Source organism: Ruegeria sp. PrR005, assembly GCF_010500245.1.
GTDB classification, from domain to species: Bacteria; Pseudomonadota; Alphaproteobacteria; order Rhodobacterales; family Rhodobacteraceae; genus Ruegeria_B; species Ruegeria_B marisflavi.
In genome coordinates, this window is sequence record NZ_JAAGOX010000056.1 from 156,073 (window position 1) to 175,525 (window position 19,453).

Annotated in this window: 17 protein-coding genes; 15 read left to right on the forward strand and 2 right to left on the reverse strand. The window is 63.9% G+C overall.

Annotation, left to right across the window (positions count from 1 at the left end; all coding sequences use genetic code 11):
• Positions 1-8 precede the first annotated feature (8 nt).
• A complete protein-coding gene (gene speA / locus G0P99_RS23140; RefSeq protein WP_164132857.1) occupies positions 9-1,898 on the reverse strand; it encodes a biosynthetic arginine decarboxylase in 1,890 nt (629 codons plus the stop codon).
• Between the two features lie 232 nt (positions 1,899-2,130).
• Positions 2,131-2,799: a GntR family transcriptional regulator gene (locus G0P99_RS23145; RefSeq protein WP_164132858.1), complete on the reverse strand. Its 669-nt coding sequence runs from the start codon at positions 2,797-2,799 to the stop codon at positions 2,131-2,133.
• 152 nt (positions 2,800-2,951) lie between these two features.
• Between G0P99_RS23145 and G0P99_RS23150 the strand changes: the two genes are divergently transcribed.
• The 15 genes from G0P99_RS23150 to G0P99_RS23220 all read left to right on the forward strand — a co-directional run bounded on the left by G0P99_RS23150 (position 2,952) and on the right by G0P99_RS23220 (position 19,438).
• The gene (locus G0P99_RS23150) at positions 2,952-3,902 is read left to right on the forward strand and encodes a dihydrodipicolinate synthase family protein (protein ID WP_164132859.1); all 951 of its coding nucleotides are present in this window, start codon (positions 2,952-2,954) and stop codon (positions 3,900-3,902) included.
• 10 nt (positions 3,903-3,912) lie between these two features.
• Complete coding sequence (locus G0P99_RS23155) at positions 3,913-5,343, forward strand: aldehyde dehydrogenase family protein (RefSeq protein ID WP_164132860.1); 1,431 nt, start codon at positions 3,913-3,915, stop codon at positions 5,341-5,343.
• The gene (locus G0P99_RS23160) at positions 5,340-6,584 is read left to right on the forward strand and encodes an FAD-binding oxidoreductase (protein WP_164132861.1); all 1,245 of its coding nucleotides are present in this window, start codon (positions 5,340-5,342) and stop codon (positions 6,582-6,584) included. Before G0P99_RS23155 ends, G0P99_RS23160 begins: the two co-directional genes overlap by 4 nt.
• A 6-nt stretch (positions 6,585-6,590) precedes the next feature.
• Complete coding sequence (locus G0P99_RS23165) at positions 6,591-7,592, forward strand: 4-hydroxyproline epimerase (protein ID WP_164132862.1); 1,002 nt, start codon at positions 6,591-6,593, stop codon at positions 7,590-7,592.
• Between the two features lie 13 nt (positions 7,593-7,605).
• Positions 7,606-9,294 (forward strand): aconitase X, encoded by a 1,689-nt coding sequence (locus G0P99_RS23170; RefSeq protein ID WP_164132863.1) that lies wholly within the window; start codon positions 7,606-7,608, stop codon positions 9,292-9,294.
• Positions 9,294-10,319, forward strand: a complete 1,026-nt coding sequence (locus tag G0P99_RS23175) for a proline racemase family protein (RefSeq protein ID WP_164132864.1) — start codon at positions 9,294-9,296, stop codon at positions 10,317-10,319. The genes G0P99_RS23170 and G0P99_RS23175 overlap by 1 nt, the downstream gene beginning before the upstream one ends.
• A 157-nt stretch (positions 10,320-10,476) precedes the next feature.
• Complete coding sequence (locus G0P99_RS23180) at positions 10,477-12,210, forward strand: ABC transporter substrate-binding protein (RefSeq protein WP_164132865.1); 1,734 nt, start codon at positions 10,477-10,479, stop codon at positions 12,208-12,210.
• A gap of 112 nt (positions 12,211-12,322) precedes the next feature.
• The gene (locus G0P99_RS23185; RefSeq protein WP_164132866.1) at positions 12,323-13,387 is read left to right on the forward strand and encodes an ABC transporter ATP-binding protein; all 1,065 of its coding nucleotides are present in this window, start codon (positions 12,323-12,325) and stop codon (positions 13,385-13,387) included.
• A gap of 7 nt (positions 13,388-13,394) precedes the next feature.
• A complete protein-coding gene (locus G0P99_RS23190) occupies positions 13,395-14,480 on the forward strand; it encodes an ABC transporter ATP-binding protein (protein WP_164132867.1) in 1,086 nt (361 codons plus the stop codon).
• Positions 14,477-15,340: a carbohydrate ABC transporter permease gene (locus G0P99_RS23195; RefSeq protein ID WP_164132868.1), complete on the forward strand. Its 864-nt coding sequence runs from the start codon at positions 14,477-14,479 to the stop codon at positions 15,338-15,340. Before G0P99_RS23190 ends, G0P99_RS23195 begins: the two co-directional genes overlap by 4 nt.
• Before the next feature lie 11 nt (positions 15,341-15,351).
• Positions 15,352-16,149, forward strand: a complete 798-nt coding sequence (locus tag G0P99_RS23200) for a carbohydrate ABC transporter permease (RefSeq protein ID WP_164132869.1) — start codon at positions 15,352-15,354, stop codon at positions 16,147-16,149.
• A complete protein-coding gene (locus G0P99_RS23205) occupies positions 16,149-16,427 on the forward strand; it encodes a DUF2160 domain-containing protein (RefSeq protein ID WP_164132870.1) in 279 nt (92 codons plus the stop codon). Before G0P99_RS23200 ends, G0P99_RS23205 begins: the two co-directional genes overlap by 1 nt.
• Before the next feature lie 86 nt (positions 16,428-16,513).
• A complete protein-coding gene (locus tag G0P99_RS23210; RefSeq protein ID WP_164132909.1) occupies positions 16,514-16,909 on the forward strand; it encodes a BlaI/MecI/CopY family transcriptional regulator in 396 nt (131 codons plus the stop codon).
• Complete coding sequence (locus G0P99_RS23215) at positions 16,899-18,032, forward strand: M56 family metallopeptidase (RefSeq protein WP_164132871.1); 1,134 nt, start codon at positions 16,899-16,901, stop codon at positions 18,030-18,032. Before G0P99_RS23210 ends, G0P99_RS23215 begins: the two co-directional genes overlap by 11 nt.
• A gap of 146 nt (positions 18,033-18,178) precedes the next feature.
• A complete protein-coding gene (locus G0P99_RS23220; RefSeq protein ID WP_164132872.1) occupies positions 18,179-19,438 on the forward strand; it encodes an NAD(P)/FAD-dependent oxidoreductase in 1,260 nt (419 codons plus the stop codon).
• Positions 19,439-19,453 lie beyond the last annotated feature (15 nt).

Below are 19,453 nucleotides of genomic sequence, written 5' to 3' on the forward strand. Positions count from 1 at the left end.
CTGGTGGGTTATTCGTAATAGGTATAGCCGTTGATGCTGTCGCGATAGGCGCCGATGATCAGCTTGCGTTCGCTGGCCTTGAGGCAGCCGTTGGAAATGGCGCCATCGACCAGCTTTCGGAAGGCGGCGACGCAATCGGCCGGGTCGTATTCGACGTAAGACAGCACCTCGGAAATGGTATCGCCCTCCTGCTCGTGCAGCAGGTCGAACCCGCCATCGGCGCGCAGGTCGATGGTGACCACGTTGGTGTCGCCAAACAGGTTGTGCAGATCGCCCAGCGTTTCCTGGTAGGCGCCGACGAAGAAGACGCCGAGATAGTACTCCTGATCCTCGGGCAGCGAATGCACCGGCAGTGAGGGCGACACGCCATCGGCGAGGATGAAGCGGTCGACCTTGCCGTCGCTGTCGCAGGTGATGTCGGACAGGACCGCGCGGCGGTCGGGCGTCTGGTTCAGCATCTGAAGCGGCACGATCGGGTGCAGCTGGTCGATGGCCCAGACATCGGGCAACGACTGGAACAGTGAAAAGTTGCAGTGGTAGATATCGGCGATCTTTTCCATCTGCGCGTCGAGATCGGTCTCGGCCTCGACCTCGGCCACCATGGTCTTGATCCGGGCCATCAGCGACAGATAGATGCGTTCGGCCCGGGCCATCTGACGCAGGTCCACATAGCCGCGGCGGAAGAGGGCCCGCAATTCGTTGCGATAGAAGGTGGCGTCGTTCCAGCATTCCTGAAGCCGCGCGGGTGTCAGATAGCCGTTCACCGCAGCCAGATCGGCCACCAGATGGTGATCGTCGGGTTCCACACCAGGCGCGGTGGGCGCGTCGTACAGCGTGCTTTCGAGCACGTTGAACACCAGCAATGACGAGGTCGCCACCACTGCTCGGCCGCTTTCGGTGACGATGGTGGGATGCGCGATACCGGCCTCGTCCATCGCATAGGCGACGGTTTCCACCACGTTGGCGCAGTACTCCTCGACCGTGTAGTTGATCGAGTTTTCGGTGGCGCGTTTTTCGCCGGTGTAATCGACACCCATACCACCGCCCAGGTCCAGGTGGCTGAGCGGCACGCCTTCGGCGCTGAGTTCGGTGAAGTAGCGGCAGGCCTCGCCCACGGCGCGGCGCACGTCGTTGACGTCGGGCACCTGGCTGCCCAGATGCGAGTGTTGCAGTTTCAGGCAATGGATCAGACCGGCATCGCGCAGCTTGTCCACCACGCGCACCAGCTGGTCGGTATTCATGCCAAACGAGGAGCGGTCGCCCGAGCTTTCCTCCCATTTGCCGCTGATCTGGTTGGTGAGCTTCACGCGGACGCCCAGCAGGGGTTCGATCCCGAGCTCGTTATAGACCTCGATGACGGTATCGGCCTCTTTCGGGCTTTCCAGCACGATGACGGTGTTGAAACCCAGTTTGCGGCTGAGAATGGCAAGCCGGACAAACTCGGCATCCTTGACCCCGTTGCAGACGATCAGCGCCTCGGGCGCCAGCTTGTGCGCCAGCGCGATCACCAGTTCGGGTTTCGAGCCGGCCTCGAGCCCGTAATTGTAGCGGTGGCCAAACTCGACAATGCGGTCGATCACCTGCGCCTGCTGGTTGACCTTGATCGGGAACACGCCGCGATAGGCCCCCTTGTAACCCGAGCGGGCGATGGCGTCGGCAAAGCTGTCGTTGATATGGCAGATCTCGTTTTCGAGATAGGAACTGATCCGCAGCAGCATCGGCGCGCGGATACCGCGCTGTTCGAGGTCGCGCAGAATGTCGGGGAGGCTGACAGTAGCGGCCTCGGGCCGGAGTGGATTGCGGAGCCCGATTTCGCCCTCTTCTGTCACCACAATCAGGCCCTTGCCCCATTTGTCCACGCCATAGATGGAATGCGGTGCGTCAAGAAGATGTTTCAAGCGGTTCGGCCTTTCTTGCGGCTGGGGTCCGGTAACGGGTCGCCGTTTAACGGCGGGGTTCGATTCGTCCAAGGCCAAACTTGCGGTTGCCGCACAGGGGGCGCGAAATGCACTTTGGGCCGTTTGCTTCCAACGCCTTGGTCGGTTGTCGGGTCAGCATAGACAAGGATCGCAACAACTTGAAACCGTTTGTGGTGATTTTCCGGCAATCGGATTCTTGCGGTTTGCGGGCTTACCGGCTGCCTGCTCCCATATGTTCGGCCAGCGAGTCCCGGGCGCCCCGGATATGCTCGGCGGTCAGGCTGGCGGCGCGTTCGGCTTCCCCCTTGGCGCAGGCGTCGAGAATGACCAGATGCTCGCGCCGGGCGCGGTCCATGCCATCGCTCAGCACCAGTTGCGCGCGCAGATAGCGGTCGATCCGGTCCATCGCGTTTTCAATGACCCCCAGGTGATAGGGCAGGGCCGAGGCGCGGTAGAGCGTTTCGTGAAACTCGCGGTTCAGATCTCCATATTGCATCGGGTCGCTGCCGGCGGCGAAGCGTTCCAGGCAGGCGCGGGCGGTGTCCAGCACCTCGGTCGTCATGTTGGGTACGGACCGGCGCATCACCTCGGCCTCGACCAGCGCTCGGAAATCGAAGATCTCGGTCGCCTCGGCCATCGACAGGCCCGCCACCACGGCGCCCTTGTAGCGTTCGGTTTTCACCAGCCCCTGCTGCTCCAGCATGGTCAGCGCCTCGCGCACCGGGATGCGGCTGGTGTTGAAGCTGCGGGCGATCTCGTCCTGCCTGAGCGGTTCACCATCGGCCAGGTCGCCCTCGACAATGGCGCGGCGCAGGGCGGCAAAGATGATGCTGGCCGCCGAGGCCGAGCGCCCGATGTCAACGGTTTGAAATTTCGCCATTTTCCACGCTGTCAGCTACCGCTTTTCCCGCAGGCTAACGCAACACGGCGGGGATGTAAAAATTTTATATTGAATATTGGATCCAATATCCGATACCAAGAGAATATCTCGACTCAGGGCGGGTCCGGTGATCCGCGACGAAAGGACATTCCATGACCCAAACCGTTTTCTCCGGCACGATGCCGGCGCTGATGACCCCCTGCACCCCCGACCGCCGCCCCGATTTCGACGCGCTGGTGCGCAAGGGGCGCGAGATGATTGCCGCGGGCATGTCGGCGGTGGTCTATTGCGGCTCTATGGGGGACTGGCCGCTGTTGACCGATGCCGAGCGGATGGAGGGTGTCGCGCGCCTGACTGCCGCCGGGGTGCCGGTGATCGTTGGCACCGGCGCGGTCAACACCGCCTCTGCCGTTGCCCATGCCCGCCACGCGGCCGAGGTGGGTGCGCGCGGTCTGATGGTGATCCCGCGCGTGTTGTCGCGCGGCAGTTCGATGGCGGCGCAGCGCGCCCATTTCGCGGCGATCCTGTCGGCGGCGCCTGACCTGCCCGCCGTGATCTACAACAGCCCATATTATGGCTTTGCCACCCGTGCCGATCTGTTCTTTGACCTGCGCCGGGCGCATCCCAACCTGATCGGATTCAAGGAGTTCGGCGGCAAGGCCGACCTGCGTTACGCGGCTGAGGCGATCACCTCGCAGGACGATGGCGTGACGCTGATGGTGGGGGTCGATACCGCCGTCTATCATGGCTTTGTCAATTGCGGGGCCGAAGGGGCGATCACCGGCATCGGCAATGCGCTGCCGCGCGAGGTGCTGCATCTGGTGGCGCTCTGCCGCCGTGCGGCAGCGGGTGATCCGGTGGCGCGGCAGCGCGCGCAGGAGCTGGAAGAGGCGCTGGGGGTATTGTCGTCCTTTGACGAGGGGCCGGACCTGGTCCTTTACTACAAGCACCTGATGGTGCTGAACGGCCAGCCGGAATACAGCCTGCATTTCAACGAGACCGATGCGCTGAGCGACAGCCAGCGCGGCTATGTCGAACGGCAGTACGCCCTGTTCCGCACCTGGTATGCCGACTGGTCGCGGCAGATGGACCTAGCGGCCTGAGGCGACGGGGATGGAGTATCGCAATCTCATCGGCGGCGACTGGGTCGCCTGCGGCACGGCCCGCGCCAATGTGAATCCTTCGGATGTGGCCGACATCATCGGTCACGCGGCGCAGGCCGGAGAGGAGGAGTTGGACGCCGCCATTGCCGCCGCCCATGCAGCGGCGCCGATCTGGGCCGCATCGACCCCGCAACAGCGCTTTGATGCGCTTGATTTCACTGGCGCCGAGCTGTTGGCGCGCAAGGAGGAGTTGGGGCGGCTCTTGTCGCGGGAAGAGGGCAAGACGCTGGCCGAAGGGATCGGCGAGGTGGCGCGCGCTGGGCAGATCTTCAAGTTCTTTGCTGGTGAGGCGCTGCGCCAGACCGGTGATCGGCTGGCCTCGGTCCGGCCCGGGGTCGAGATCGAGGTCACCCGCACGCCGGTGGGCGTGGTGGGCCTGATCACGCCCTGGAACTTTCCCATCGCCATCCCGGCCTGGAAAATCGCCCCGGCGCTGGCGCATGGCAACGCAGTGGTGCTGAAGCCCGCCGACCTGGTGCCGGGTTGCGCCTATGCGTTGGTCGAGATCCTGTCGCGCGCGGGCTTGCCCGCAGGCGTGGTGAACCTTGTGATGGGGCGCGGATCCGAACTTGGGCCGCGTCTGGTATCGGATGCGCGGGTGAACGCGATTTCCTTCACCGGGTCGGTGCCCACCGGGCGCGGTATCGCGGCGGCCTGCGGCGCGGCGATGAAGAAGGTGCAGCTGGAGATGGGCGGCAAGAACCCGATGGTGGTTCTGGACGATGCCGATCTGGATCTGGCGGTGGCCGCCTGTCTCAATGGCGCGTTCTTTACCACCGGCCAGCGCTGCACCGCCTCTTCGCGGTTGATCGTGACCGAGGGCGTGCATGACCGCTTTGTGGCGGCGCTGACGGCGGCGATGCGCGGTCTGCGGGTGGGCGATGCGCTGGACCCGGCAACCCAGATGGGGCCGGTGGTGGATGCGCGGCAGTTGGAGCAGAACCTGGATTATGTGGAGATCGCGCGAAGTGAAGGCGGCGCTGTCACCGGCGGCGAGCGGTTGGCTCTGGACAAGGACGGGTTCTATATGACCCCGGCGCTGATAACCGAAACCACGCCCGACATGCGCATCAATCGCGAAGAGGTGTTCGGCCCCGTCGCCTCGGTCCTCCGCGTGCGGGACTATGACGAGGCGCTGGCGGTGGCAAATGACACCGAATTCGGCCTGTCGGCGGGGATCTGCACCACCTCGCTGAAACATGCGAGCCATTTCAAGGCCAATGCGCGCGTGGGCATGGTGATGGTCAACCTGCCCACCGCTGGGGTGGACTATCATGTGCCCTTTGGCGGCACCAAGGGGTCGAGCCACGGTGCGCGCGAACAGGGCGCCTATGCCGCCGAGTTCTATACCACCGTCAAGACCGCCTATACCCTGCCATGACGCGCGGTGCGGAGGTCATCGTCATCGGGGCTGGCGTGGTCGGCATCACCTGCGCGCTGGCCCTGCAAGGGGCCGGGTGTGCGGTCACGGTGCTGGACCGCAAGGGGGTCGCGGCCGAGGCGTCGGCGGGCAATGCCGGGGCTTTTGCCTTTGCCGATGTGATCCCGCTGGCGACGCCGGGGATCATGCACAAGGCGCCGAAATGGCTGCTCGATCCGCTGGGGCCGCTGTCGGTTCCGCCGGGTTACGCCGCGCAGATTGCCCCCTGGATGGTCCGGTTCTGGTGGGCCAGTTGGCGCGACCGCTATGACCGTGCGTTGGCGGCGCAGGCGGCGCTGATGCGACTGAGCGCCGAGGCGCTGGACACGCTGATTGCCGAGACCGGCGCGCGGGCGCTGGTCCGCGACGAGGGGCAGTTGCAGCTCTACGAAGGGCAGCGCGCCTATGAGGCGAGCCTGCCCGGCTGGGAGACCCGCGCCGCCCATGGGATCGCCTTCCGCCTGCTCGACCGGCCCGAGGCGATTGCCGAGATCCAGCCCGGCCTGTCGCCGCGCTTCACCCATGCCGGGTTCACTCCCGGCTGGCGCAATGTGACCGATCCGACGCAATGGGTCGCGCATCTGGCGGATGTGTTCCGGGCGCGGGGCGGTCGGATCGAGATCGCCGAGGTCCGCGCGCTGCGTCAGGATGGCGAGACGGTGGTGCTCGACTGTGCTGATGGCAACCGCCGGGCGGACCGGGCGGTGATCTGCGCCGGGGCATGGTCGCATCACCTGGCGCGGACGCTGGGCGACCGTATCCCGCTGGAAACCGAGCGTGGGTATAACACCACGCTGCCTGCGGGCGCCTTCGATCTGCGCACGCATCTCACCTTTCCCGATCATGGTTTTGTGGTCTCGCGCATCGGGCAGGGGGTGCGTGTCGGCGGCGCGGTCGAGCTGGGCGGATTGAAACGCCCACCCAACTGGCGCCGGGCCGTGGTGCTGCTGGACAAGGCGCGCGGTTTCCTGCCCGGTCTGCGGACCGAGGGTGGCACGCAGTGGATGGGGTTTCGCCCCTCGCTGCCCGACAGCCTGCCGGTGATCGGCCCGGCCCCGTGCGCGGATCGAGTCACCTATGCCTTTGGTCACGGCCATCTGGGCCTGACCCAATCGGCGGGCACGGCGGCGCTCGTCGCCGCGCTTGTCTCCGGGGCCGTTCCCCGGATCGACCTTTCCCCCTACGCTGCAACCCGTTTCTGAGGCACCATGACCCAGTTCACCTTTTCCTGTATCGACGGCCATACCTGCGGCAATCCGGTGCGCGTGGTCACCGGCGGCGCGCCGCGTCTGGACGGCGCCACCATGCTGGAGCGCCGGGCGCATTTCCAGGCCGAGTTCGACTGGATCCGCACCGGCCTGATGTTCGAGCCGCGCGGACATGACCAGATGTCGGGCAGCATCCTCTATCCGCCGACCCGCGAGGATTGCGACGTGGGGGTTCTCTATATCGAGACCTCGGGCTGCCTGCCGATGTGCGGGCATGGCACCATCGGCACGGTGACCACCGCCATCGAACACGGGCTGGTCACGCCCCGTGTGTCGGGTGTGCTGCGTCTGGATACGCCCGCCGGGCTGGTGGTGGCGGAATACCGGCAAGAGGGGCGGTTCGTCGAAGAGGTGCGGCTGACCAATGTGCCCGCCTATCTGCATGCCACCGATCTGAGCGCCTATGTCGAGGGGCTGGGCGAGGTCACGGTCGATGTGGCCTATGGCGGCAATTTCTATGCCATTGTCGAGCCGCAAGAGATGTTTCGAGACATTGCCGATCACCGGGCGCTGGATCTGGTTGGGTGGAGCCCGCGCTTGCGCGCGGCGCTGAACGCGAAATACGAGTTCATCCACCCCGAGAAGCCCGAGATCCGGGGCCTTTCGCATATCCTCTGGACCGGGCAACCGACCCAGCCCGGCGCCGATGCGCGCAACGCGGTGTTCTATGGCGAAAAGGCGATTGACCGGTCGCCCTGTGGCACCGGAACCTCGGCCCGGATGGCGCAGCTGGCGGCGCGGGGTGCGCTGCGTGCGGGCGACGATTTTGTGCACGAGTCCATCATTGGCTCGCTGTTTCATGGCCGGGTCGAGGCCACGGCAGAGGTAGGTGGCAGGCCGGGCATCATCCCCTCGATTGGTGGCTGGGCACGGGTGACCGGGTTCAACACCATCTTCATTGACGCGCGCGACCCCTATGCCCATGGTTTCGTCGTGGCCTGAACAGGGAGGCGGGATGGCACACTGCATCGTGGCGGCCGAGGCGTCGGGGCCGGTTCTGGTCTTTGACGAGGGGCTGAGTTTCTGGGGCGGGGTCGATCCCGAGACGGGCCAGGTGATCGACGCGCATCACCCGCAACACGGCGCCGCATTGGCCGGGGCTGTGGTGATGATGCCGACCAGCCGGGGGTCATGCTCGGGCAGTGGCGTGCTGTTGGCGCTGGCGCTGAACGGTCATGCCCCGGCGGCGCTGGTGTTCCGCGAGGGTGAGGATATCCTGACACTCGGTGCCTTAGTCGCGGCCTGGATGTATGATCGTCCTGTCGCGGTGCTGCGCCTGTCGGCGTCGGAGTATGACGCGCTGGCGAAGGAGCCTTTGGCCGAAATGACGCCCGAGCGCCTGACGGCAGGGGCGCTGTCGCTCAAGCTGGAACCGCTCTCGGGCGAAGCGCTGGACCTGAGCGATGCGGATCGCGCCATGCTCTCCGAGGCGGCCGCGCCGCCGGTGCGGCTGGCCATGCGGATCATCTGCGCCATGGCGGCGGCACAGGGGGCCGAGCGGCTGACCGATGTCAGCCGCGCCCATATCGACGGCTGTATCTATCATAGTGAGGCCAATCTGCGCTTTGCCGAGGATATGGCCGCGATGGACGGGCGGGTCTGTATTCCCACCACGATGAACGCGATTTCGGTCGATCATGTAAACTGGCGGGCGCAGGGCGTGCCGCCAGCGTTCGGCGGACCGGCCAGCCGGCTGGCCGATGCCTATCTGCGTATGGGCGCGCGGCCCAGTTTCACCTGCGCGCCCTATCTGCTGGAGGACATACCACAGGCGGGCGAGGCCATCGCCTGGGCTGAGTCGAACGCGGTTGTATACGCCAACAGCGTTCTGGCCGCGCGCAGCGTCAAACATCCCGATTACCTCGACCTGTGCATGGCGCTGACCGGACGCGCGCCGCTGGCGGGGGTCTATCTGGATGCCAATCGCAAGGCGCCGGTAGAAATCTGGGTGGAGCGGCCCGAGGGGGCAGACGACGCGTTCTGGCCGCTCTTGGGCTATCTGGCCGGGCGGCTGGCGCCGGACCGCATCCCTCTCCTGACCGGGCTGGAGGACAGCGCGCCGTCCGAGGATGACCTGAAGGCGCTCTGTGCGGCCTTCGGCACCACTTCGGCTGCGGCGATGCTGCATGTGGCGGGTGTCACGCCCGAAGCTGACGGAGCCCTAGCCGAAGGTGCTGCGCGCGTGGCCATTGCGCGGGGCGACTTCGCCCGTGCCTGGGCGCAGTTCAACCCCGGACCCGAGCGGGTGGAACTGGTCGCCATTGGCAGCCCGCATGCCTCGGCCAAAGAATGCCGGATATTGGCGGACTTGCTGGACGGGCGCCGGATCGCCAAGGGAACCGCCGCCATCGTCACAATCGGCCGGGGCGAGCGTGACAAGTTGGAAGGCGACGGGGTACTGGCGCGCCTGCAAGCCTCGGGTGTGCAGGTGATCCCGGACCTCTGCTGGTGTTCGGTGACCGAGCCGGTACTGCCACCCGCCACCCGCACCATCATGACCAATTCGGGCAAATACGCCCATTACGGGCCGGGCCTGTCGGGCCGCGCCATGCGGTTCGGCAGCCTCGCCCAATGCGCCGAAGCGGCCTTGACGGGGCGTGCGCCGGGCCGGCCCGGCTGGATCAACGGACAGGGCAGGGCATAATGCGCAGCAGCAAGACCATCCATGTGATCTCGGCCCATGCCGAGGGCGAGGTGGGCGATGTCATCGTGGGCGGTGTCGCGCCGCCGCCGGGCGAGACCCTGTGGGAGCAGCGCAGTTGGATCGCGCGCGACGGGCGGCTCAGGAACTTCGTGCTGAACGAGCCGCGCGGCGGCGTGTTCCGGCATGTCAACCTGCTGGTGCCGCCCAAGGATCCGCGCGCCGATGCGGCATTCATCATCATGGAGCCCGAGGACACGCCGCCGATGTCGGGGTCGAACTCGATCTGCGTGGCAACCGTGCTGCTCGACAGTGGGCTGGTCGAAATGGTCGAGCCGGTGACTGAACTGGTTCTCGAAGCCCCCGGCGGGCTGGTGCATGTGCGGGCCGAATGCCGGGGTGGCAAGGCCGAGCGCATCTTTGTGCGCAACCTGCCGTCATTTGTGGCTGAACTCGACGTCTCGCTGGATGTGCCGGGGGTGGGGCAGGTGAGGGTCGACACGGCCTTTGGCGGGGACAGTTTCGTCGTGGTTCGGCCCGAGGATGTCGGGATCGAAATCGCCCGCGATCGGGCGCGCGACCTGGCCGAGTTGGGCATTGCCATCACCAATGCGGCCAATGCGCAGCTGGGCTTTCACCACCCGGAAAACCCGGAGTGGCGGCATATCTCCTTTTGCCTCTTTGCAGGCGAGATCGAACGGCGGGACGGGGTCTTGCGCGCCGCCTCAGCTGTGGCGATCCAGCCCGGAAAGATCGACCGTTCGCCCACCGGCACCGCCGTGTCGGCGCGTATGGCGATCCTGCATGCGCGGGGCGAGATGGCGGAAGGGGAGCGGTTTATCGCGACCTCGATCATCGGGTCCGAGTTCACTGGCCGCATTGCCGGGTTGGCCACCGTGGGAGGCTGCCCAGCGATCCTTCCCGAGATTTCGGGCCGGGGCTGGATCACCGGGATTCACCAGCACATGCTGGACCCCGGCGACCCCTGGCCCGAAGGGTACCGCTTGCGGGATACCTGGGGTGTGTGATCCTTGTTTTCGTTTTGATTTCTGAAATGTCATTTAAAATCAATATGAAGAAAGATACTAAAAAATTAGTTTGACAAAATGCGCGCCCATGTGAAAGCTAAATGACAGTCAGGTGCCGCAGAGCATTTCTGGCATTGCAGACATCAGGGAGGAAAAGATGCGCAGGTATCTTTTGTCCGCAGCCGCGGTTTGCGCCGTGGTCGCGGGACAGGCAGCCTATGCCGATGAGGCCGCTGCCAAGAAATGGATTGACGAAGAGTTTCAACCCTCGGTCCTGTCCAAGGACGAGCAAATGGCCGAGATGCAATGGTTCATCAAGGCGGCCGAGCCCTATAAGGGCATGGAGATCAACGTGCTGTCCGAGGGAATTCCCACGCACAGCTACGAATCCGAAGTGCTGACCAAGGCCTTTGAGGAAATCACCGGCATCAAGGTGAACCACCAGATCCTGGGCGAGGGCGAGGTCGTTCAGGCCGTGCAGACCCAGATGCAGACCAAGCGGAACCTGTATGACGCCTATGTCAACGATTCTGACCTGATCGGCACCCATTCGCGCCTGCAACTGGCCTATAACCTGACCGACATGATGGCGGGTGATTTCAAGGACGTGACCAACCCCGGTCTCGACCTGGCCGATTTCATGGGCACCCAGTTCACCACCGGTCCCGATGGTGACCTGTACCAGCTGCCCGATCAGCAGTTCGCCAACCTCTACTGGTTCCGCAAGGACTGGTTCGACCGCGAGGATCTTAAGGCAGCGTTCAAGGCCAAATACGGCTATGAACTGGGCGTGCCGGTCAACTGGTCGGCCTACGAGGATATCGCCGAGTTCTTCAGCGAGGATGTCAAGGAAATCGACGGCACCGCGATCTATGGCCACATGGATTACGGCAAGCGCGCACCCGACCTGGGTTGGCGGATGACCGACGCCTGGCTGTCGATGGCCGGCGCCGGATCCAAGGGCGAGCCGAACGGTATCCCGATCGACGAATGGGGCATCCGCATGGAAGCGGGTTCCTGCAACCCGGCGGGCGCCAGCGTGACCCGTGGTGGTGCCGCCAACGGCCCGGCGGCGGTCTATGCGATCCGCAAGTGGGATGAATGGCTGCGCAAATATGCACCCCCGGGTGCCGCGTCCTATGACTTCTACCAGTCGCTGCCGGCGCTGGCCCAAGGCAACGTGGCCCAGCAGATCTTCTGGTACACCGCCTTTACCGCCGACATGGTCAAGCCGCAGTCCGAAGGCAACAACACCGTGGATGGCGATGGCAACCCGCTGTGGCGGATGGCACCCAGCCCGCATGGCCCCTATTGGGAAGACGGCCAGAAGGTGGGCTATCAGGACGTGGGGTCGTGGACCATCCTCAACTCCACCCCGCTGGATCGTGCACAGGCGGCATGGCTCTATGCCCAGTTCGTGGTCTCCAAGACCGTAGACGTGAAGAAAAGCCATGTTGGCCTGACCTTCATCCGCGACAGCTCGGTCAATCACGAGAGCTTTTCGGAACGCGCGTCGAAACTGGGTGGTCTGGTGGAATTCTACCGCTCGCCCGACCGGGTGCGCTGGTCGCCCACCGGCATCAACGTGCCGGATTACCCCAAGCTGGCCCAGATCTGGTGGCAGCAGATCGGCGACGTGAACTCTGGTGCCTTTACCCCGCAAGAGGCGATGGACCGTCTGGCGTTCGAAATGGACACCGTGATGGCCCGGATGCAGGCAGCGGACGAGGCAGCGAATGTCTATGGCGGCTGCGGCCCGCGCCTGAACGAAGAGAAGGACGCCGAATGGTGGTTCGCCAATGGCGGTGCCAAGCCCAAGCTGGACAACGAAAAGCCGCAGGGCGAGACCGTCAACTATGACGAACTGGTCGCGCGCTGGGCCAAGAACTGATCTGGCTTCCTGATGGGCGGGGTCGTGAGTGAACCTGCCCTTCCAGCCCCGGGGAACCTTCCGGTCTCCGGGGCCTCACTGACCAAAAGAACCGGCCGAAAGCTTTGGGACGATGGCACTCGAACTCAGAAACGTAACCAAGCGCGTCGGCGCCGACCTGCATATCAAGGAGACCTCGCTGGTCCTTGAGACGGGTCACTTCAATGTCCTGCTTGGCGCGACCGGCGCGGGCAAGACCTCGCTGATCAAGATGATGGCCGGGCTCGACCCGGTGGCCAGCGGCCAGATCCTGATGGATGGTCAGGACGTGACCGGGCAGAGCACCCAGAAACGCAACATCAGCCTGGTGCACCAGTTTTTCATCAACTATCCGCATATGACGGTGTTCGACAACATCGCCTCGCCGCTCAAGGTGGCGGGCCTGCCGAAATCCGAGATTCAGGGCCGGGTCGAACATGCCGCCGATATCCTGAAGCTGCGCCCGATGCTGCACCGGCGCCCGCACGAATTGTCGGGCGGTCAGCAGCAACGCACCGCGCTGGCCCGCGCCATAGCCAAGAAAAGCCGCGCGGTGTTCCTGGACGAGCCGCTGGCCAATCTCGACTATAAATTGCGCGAGGAGTTGCGCGACCAGCTGCCCGACCTGTTTGCGGGCCGGGGCGCGGTGGTGGTCTATGCCACCTCGGAACCCGAAGAGGCGCTCTTGTTGGGCGGGCAGACCGCGCTGATGGAGGACGGTCGGGTGACCCAGTTCGGCCCTACCGCTACGATCTATCGCGACCCGTCCAATGTACTGGCCGCGCAGGTCTTTTCGGACCCGCCGATCAACACGGCCGAGATCGTCAAGCAGGGCGACACCGCCCGCATGGGCACCGATGTCAGCTGGACGCTCTCGGGCGCGGCTGCCGGTCTGGCGGATGGCCCTTATGTGATCGCGATCCGGCCCCATCACGTGTCGCCTGTCGCCTCGTCCGAGGCCACCGTGACCCTGTCGGGCCGGGTGCAGGTGACCGAGCTGTCCGGCTCGGAAAGCTCGGCACATTTCGACATGGGCAGCGGCAGCTGGGTGTCGCTTGCTCCGGGTGTTCATCCCTACCGGGTGGGCGAAATGCATGAATTTTATATGGATCCATCGGCGGCCTATGTGTTCGCGCCCGATGGCTCCCGCGTGGCGTGAGGCGCAGATGGCGAAAATTACCCTCTCCAAGCTGCGACACAGCTATTACCCGAACCCGAAAACGCTCGATGACTATGCGTTGAAGGAGATCGACCTGGACTGGACCGATGGCGGCGCCTATGCGCTGCTTGGTCCATCGGGCTGTGGCAAGTCCACGCTTCTCAACATCATTTCGGGCCTGCTGGTCCCGTCCGAGGGGCGGATCCTGTTCGACGGGCAGGACGTGACCGAACTGCCCCCCGACAAGCGCAACATCGCGCAGGTGTTCCAGTTTCCGGTGATCTACGACACGATGACTGTCTACGACAACCTCGCCTTTCCCCTTCGCAACCGGGGCCGGGATGAGGCCACGGTGCGCGAGCGGGTCACTGCGATTGCCGAGATGCTGGAACTGTCCGACCTGCTCGACCGCAAGGCCGCGCATCTGAGCCCGGATAACAAGCAGAAGATCTCTATGGGGCGCGGGCTGGTGCGGCAGGACGTCAATGTAGTGATGTTCGACGAACCGCTCACCGTGATCGACCCGCATCTGAAATGGAAACTGCGCTCCAAGCTCAAGGAACTGCACCAGCGGGTCCGCGCAACGATGATCTATGTCACCCATGACCAGACCGAGGCGCTGACATTCGCCGATCAGGTGGTGGTAATGCAAGAGGGCGAGGTGGTGCAGATCGGCACCCCGGTCGAACTGTTCGACCGGCCCGCGCATACCTTTGTCGGCCATTTCATCGGCTCGCCCGGCATGAACATCCTGCCCGCCGAAGTGTCGGACGGCGTGGCGCGGTTCGCCGGTCAGGCGATCCCGCTCGAAGGGCCGATTACCGCCGCACCCGGCGCCCGGACCGAGATCGGCATCCGCCCGGAATTCGTGTCACTGGGCCAGTTCGGCTTGCCCGCCACCGTCACCAAGGTCTCGGATGTGGGGCGCCATACGGTGGTGGAATGCGAGGTCGCGGGCAGCCGCGTCAACGCCATCGTCAGCGGACCCGGCCCCAAAAAGGGTGCAATCGTGCAACTGGAATTCCGTCGCGACCAGACCCGGCTTTATGCCGATGGCTGGCTGGCGAGTGAGGCCGCGGAGGGCGCCGCATGAAGACCGAAAATCAAAAGGCCTGGTTCTTTGTCCTGCCGGTTTTGCTGCTGGTGGCCTTCAATGCGCTGATCCCGATGATGACGGTGGTCAACTATTCGGTGCAGGAGACCTTTGGCGACAACGTTTTCTTCTGGCAGGGGCTCGACTGGTTTGAACAAATTCTGAGGTCAGACCGGTTCCACGCTGCGCTTGGACGGCAGTTTCTGTTCACTTTCCTGATATTGATCATCGAAGTGCCCCTTGGTATTGCGATTGCGCTGTCGATGCCGCGCAAGGGGATCTGGGTGCCGGTCTGCCTGGTGCTGATGGCCCTGCCGATGCTGATCCCGTGGAACGTGGTGGGCGCGATGTGGAACATTTTCACACTGCCCGATATCGGCCTCTTGGGCTATTTCCTGAACCATGTCATGGGAATAGACTATGACATGACGCAGGATCCGCTGGCGGCCTGGATCACCATCGTCACCATGGATGTCTGGCACTGGACCTCGCTGGTGGTTCTGCTGAGCTACGCGGGCCTCGTCTCGATCCCGGACGCATATTACCAGGCGGCAAAGATCGACGGCGCGTCGAACTGGGCAGTGTTCCGTTTTATCCAGCTGCCCAAGATGAAGACGGTGCTGACCATTGCCATCCTGCTGCGGTTCATGGACAGCTTCAACATCTATACCGAACCCTTTGTTATGACGGGGGGCGGTCCCGGCAATTCGACCACGCTTTTGTCGATCGACCTGGTCAAGATCGCACTGGGGCAGTTCGATCTGGGTCCGGCGGCCGCGATGAGCCTGATCTATTTCGCCATCACCCTGCTGGTCAGCTGGCTGTTCTATACGCTGATGACCAAGGACGACCTGAACTGAGGACGACAGATATGCAGAAAAGAACCATCGTCCCCATCGTCTACATCCTGTTCCTGATGCTGCCGATCTATTGGCTGGTGGCGATGAGCTTTAAAACGACGAACGAGATCCTGGCGGGATTCTCGTTGTTCCCGCAGACCTTTACGCTGGAGAATTACCAGACCATCTTCACCGATCCCACCTGGTATTGGGGATACATCAACTCGATCCTCTATGTCACGATGAACACGGTGATTTCGGTCGCGGTGTCGCTGCCGGCGGCCTATGCGTTCAGCCGGTATCGGTTCCTGGGCGACAAACAGCTGTTCTTCTGGCTGCTTACCAACCGGATGGCGCCGGCGGCGGTGTTCGCGTTGCCGTTCTTCCAGCTCTATTCGGCGGTGGGCCTGTTTGACACCCATCTGGCGGTGGCACTGGCGCATTGCCTGTTCAACATCCCGCTGGCGGTCTGGATCCTCGAAGGCTTCATGCGGGGAATTCCCAAGGAGCTGGACGAGACCGCCTTTGTCGACGGCTATTCCTTTCCCCGCTTCTTTGCCACCATCTTTGTCCCCTCGATCAAGGCGGGCGTGGGGGTGGCGGCGTTCTTCTGCTTCATGTTCTCCTGGGTCGAGATGCTGCTGGCCAAGACGCTGACCGCGGTCGACGCGAAACCCATTGCCGCCACCATGACCAAGACCGCATCAAGCGCGGGCTATGAACTGGGGCTGTTGGCGGCGGCGGGGACATTGACGATCATTCCGGGCGCGATCGTGATCTGGTTCGTCCGCAACTACATTGCCAAGGGCTTTGCGATGGGGAGGGTGTGATGTTTTCATGGATGGCCTGGACCTGGCCCACAGCCCTGTTGTTCATCGGCATCTTCAGCGCCATCGGGGTGTTGGTGGTGTTGGAAATCCGGCACCCGGGCGGCGCGATGCGCAAGGGTGTACTGGGTCTGACCACGACCCGGGGCGACCGGCTGTTCATCAGCCTCTTGGGGACCTCCTACATCTTTCTGGCCTGGCTGGGGCTGTTCGGCCTGCCGCTGTGGGGGCCGCTGGCGCTGTCGATCTGCTGGGGCGTGTTCTGCTTCTGGAAGGTGTGACGGGTCTCTTAAAAAAGTAGTTTTCAACGGCTCCGTCTGTCCCTAGCATGGATCGGAATTCAAGGATGAAGCGGACAACCCACCCGATGGCGCGCAAACAGGAACGTTCCCTGCTGACCGAGGTCGAACTGGAATTCATGACCGTGGTCTGGGACATCGGCGGCGGCACCGTACGTGACATCCTGGCCGAGCTGAACAAGGCGCAGACCCGCGCCTATACCTCGGTTGCAACCGTGCTGAAGATAATGGAGCAAAAGGGTTTTCTGACCTCCGAGCGGCATGACCGCTCGCTGGTCTATCGCCCCGCCGTTCCCAAGGAAGAGTACCAACGAACAACACTCAAGGACCTTTCGAGCAAACTTTTCGATGGCGCACCGGCGGCTCTGGTTGCCCGCCTGGTGGACGACGAAGAGGTGACGGACGACATGCTCGAAAGCATGCGGGCCTTGCTGAATGAAAGGTTGGGAGACAATGGACGGTGAAGCGCTTCTGAATGCCTATCTCGATCTGAACCTTCTGTTTGTGGCCGGGGTCGCGATCTGGTCCCTGCTGCGATGGGGCTTGGCACATGGCCGGTTGGGCCGCGCCTATCGCCCGCAACTGCGGCTCTTGAACGGTCTGACGGTTCTGCTGGTCGCCTCGCCCCTGCTGGCGCTGGGGCTGACCACCTGGGTCGTTGCGCAGCCGCCCAATATTCCGGACATGCTGGTGCGTCAGTATCTCTACGGCAATGTCGGGCTGTCGGCGACCCAGTTCGAGGCCCTGTTGGGCCTGCGCGAGGATCTGGTGCGCGACCTGATGGCCCAGCGCGAGGTCTGGGCGCAGGTTGTCGCCGTGACCTTTGCCGCGGGCTTTCTGGCCTGTGTTCTCCACGTGCTGTTGTCAGTGCTGCGGTTGAAACGCAGCCTGTCGAATGCCTTTGCCTGGAAACGCATCGGCCGGGTTCACATCCTGCTCAGCGACACGGCGCGTGTCGCCTATTCGACCCGAGGATTGCGCAACCGCTACGTGGTGCTGCCGCTGGCGCTGCTGGATCATCCGCAGGATCTGAAGATGACCGTCGCGCATGAGGTGCAGCATTTCCGCCAGGCCGATATCGAATGCGAATTCCTGCTGGAACTGCTGCGTCCGCTGGTGTTCTGGAATCCGGCCTTTTTCCTATGGCGCCGTCAGGTCCGGATGCTGCGGGAGTATGCCTGTGATCAGGCCTTGATCGGGCGGCCGCATTTCGATGTCCGCGCCTATTGCGAATGCCTGATCCGCGCCTGTGCCGCAGCGGCCCAGAACCGGACCTTCTTTGCCCGTACGACACCGACCGTGGCGCTGGTCGACCGGCGTGAAACACGCCGCCCCTCTAGCCTGAGGAACCGGATTGTCGCGGTGACCGCCAATGGCGAAGCACAAGCCGGTGCAGCGGCCTGGATGATGATCTCGGGCCTGCTGGTGGCGGCCGTGCTGGCCACGATGCTGATCATGCAGCGGTCGGGAGACTGGAGCCATGACCGCATCATGTTGTCGACCATCGTCAATCTCGAACGGATGGCGCAGCGCAACGCAAACGTGGCCAGCCCGTTCCAGGGCGGTTTCGTCAGCGCCTCCCGCTGATCGTCCAAGCACCTGCGGCTTAGGCATTGCCGAAGCAATGCGTAATCAAATCGTATTTCCAGCATTTCGAATGCGTCATTACTGTCGGCCCAACGCAAACGCGATTGGTCCAACCGTGACCAGCGCAGAAGAAGGGGCAGGGGACGATGGGCGAACGCATAGATACGCTGGTGGTCGGCGCAGGTCAGGCCGGGATCGCGATGAGCGAACATCTCGGCAAGCAGGGCGTGCCTCATCTGGTGCTGGAGAAAAACCGCGTGGCCGAAGCCTGGCGTTCGGGCCGCTGGGATGCGCTGGTGGCCAATGGTCCGGCCTGGCACGACCGGTTCCCGAACCTTGAACATGAGAGCTGCGGGCCGGATGCCTTTCCGACCAAGGAGAAAGTGGCCGACTACCTCTGTGCCTATGCCGAGATGGTGAATGCCCCGATCCGCACCGGTGTTGAGGTTCGCCGCGCCAGCCGGTTGCCCGGTCGGTCTGGTTTTCGGGTGGAAACCTCGGATGGCGTGATCGAGGCGCAGCGGATCGTTGCCGCAACTGGTGCGTTTCAGCACCCTGTGGTGCCAAGGCTGGTACCCGAAGACAGCGGCGTGACGCAGATGCATTCCTTTGACTATCGCAACCCCGGTCAGTTGCCCGAGGGCGCGGTGCTGGTTGTGGGCGGCGGGTCCTCCGGCGCGCAGATCGCCGACGAATTGAACCGCGCCGGGCGCAAGGTATTCCTGTCGATAGGCGCGCATGACCGGCCGCCGCGCGCCTATCGCGGGCGTGATTATTGCTGGTGGCTGGGGGTTCTGGGCCTTTGGGATCAGGCGGCGCTGGAACCCGGACGCGAACATGTCGCCATCGCGGTCAGCGGCGCCTATGGCGGGGCCACGATGGATTTCCGGCGGCTGGCGAGCGAGGGCGTCACCCTGATGGGTGTGACGAAGTCCTATGGCAATGGAGCCCTGCATTTCGCCGATGATCTTGCCGCCAACATCGCCGATGGTGACGCCAACTACCTGTCGGTGCTGGATGCCGCAGACGCCTATGCCGAACGCATGGGGCTCGACCTGCCCGAAGAGCCCGAGGCGCGCGCCGCCTGGCCCGATCCGGCCTGCCTGACCCATCCGATCCTGGACCTAAATCTGGCACAGGAAGGAGTGTCCACCATCATCTGGGCCACCGGGTTCCGGCAGGATTTCGGCTGGCTGGAGGTGGATGCCTTTGACGAGGCAGGCAGACCCGTTCACCAGCGCGGCGTCTCACAAGAGCCGGGGGTCTATTTCCTGGGGTTGCCGTGGCAGTCACGACGCGGCTCGACATTCATCTGGGGTGTCTGGCACGATGCCAAGCACGTGGCCGACCAGATCGCGATCCAGCGCAACTACGAAGCCTACAGCCCCGCCGGGGCGCAAGCCTGACCATCTGACGACCGC

Coding starts and splice junctions, on each gene's coding strand:
- G0P99_RS23200 (WP_164132869.1), top strand. CDS start 15,352: ATGCAGAAAAGAACCATCGTCCCCATCGTCTACATCCTGTTCCTGATG.
- G0P99_RS23210 (WP_164132909.1), top strand. CDS start 16,514: ATGGCGCGCAAACAGGAACGTTCCCTGCTGACCGAGGTCGAACTGGAA.
- G0P99_RS23205 (WP_164132870.1), top strand. CDS start 16,149: ATGTTTTCATGGATGGCCTGGACCTGGCCCACAGCCCTGTTGTTCATC.
- G0P99_RS23165 (WP_164132862.1), top strand. CDS start 6,591: ATGACCCAGTTCACCTTTTCCTGTATCGACGGCCATACCTGCGGCAAT.
- G0P99_RS23190 (WP_164132867.1), top strand. CDS start 13,395: ATGGCGAAAATTACCCTCTCCAAGCTGCGACACAGCTATTACCCGAAC.
- G0P99_RS23215 (WP_164132871.1), top strand. CDS start 16,899: ATGGACGGTGAAGCGCTTCTGAATGCCTATCTCGATCTGAACCTTCTG.
- G0P99_RS23220 (WP_164132872.1), top strand. CDS start 18,179: ATGGGCGAACGCATAGATACGCTGGTGGTCGGCGCAGGTCAGGCCGGG.
- G0P99_RS23155 (WP_164132860.1), top strand. CDS start 3,913: ATGGAGTATCGCAATCTCATCGGCGGCGACTGGGTCGCCTGCGGCACG.
- G0P99_RS23160 (WP_164132861.1), top strand. CDS start 5,340: ATGACGCGCGGTGCGGAGGTCATCGTCATCGGGGCTGGCGTGGTCGGC.
- G0P99_RS23195 (WP_164132868.1), top strand. CDS start 14,477: ATGAAGACCGAAAATCAAAAGGCCTGGTTCTTTGTCCTGCCGGTTTTG.
- G0P99_RS23170 (WP_164132863.1), top strand. CDS start 7,606: ATGGCACACTGCATCGTGGCGGCCGAGGCGTCGGGGCCGGTTCTGGTC.
- G0P99_RS23145 (WP_164132858.1), bottom strand. CDS start 2,799: ATGGCGAAATTTCAAACCGTTGACATCGGGCGCTCGGCCTCGGCGGCC.
- G0P99_RS23150 (WP_164132859.1), top strand. CDS start 2,952: ATGACCCAAACCGTTTTCTCCGGCACGATGCCGGCGCTGATGACCCCC.
- G0P99_RS23185 (WP_164132866.1), top strand. CDS start 12,323: ATGGCACTCGAACTCAGAAACGTAACCAAGCGCGTCGGCGCCGACCTG.
- G0P99_RS23180 (WP_164132865.1), top strand. CDS start 10,477: ATGCGCAGGTATCTTTTGTCCGCAGCCGCGGTTTGCGCCGTGGTCGCG.
- G0P99_RS23175 (WP_164132864.1), top strand. CDS start 9,294: ATGCGCAGCAGCAAGACCATCCATGTGATCTCGGCCCATGCCGAGGGC.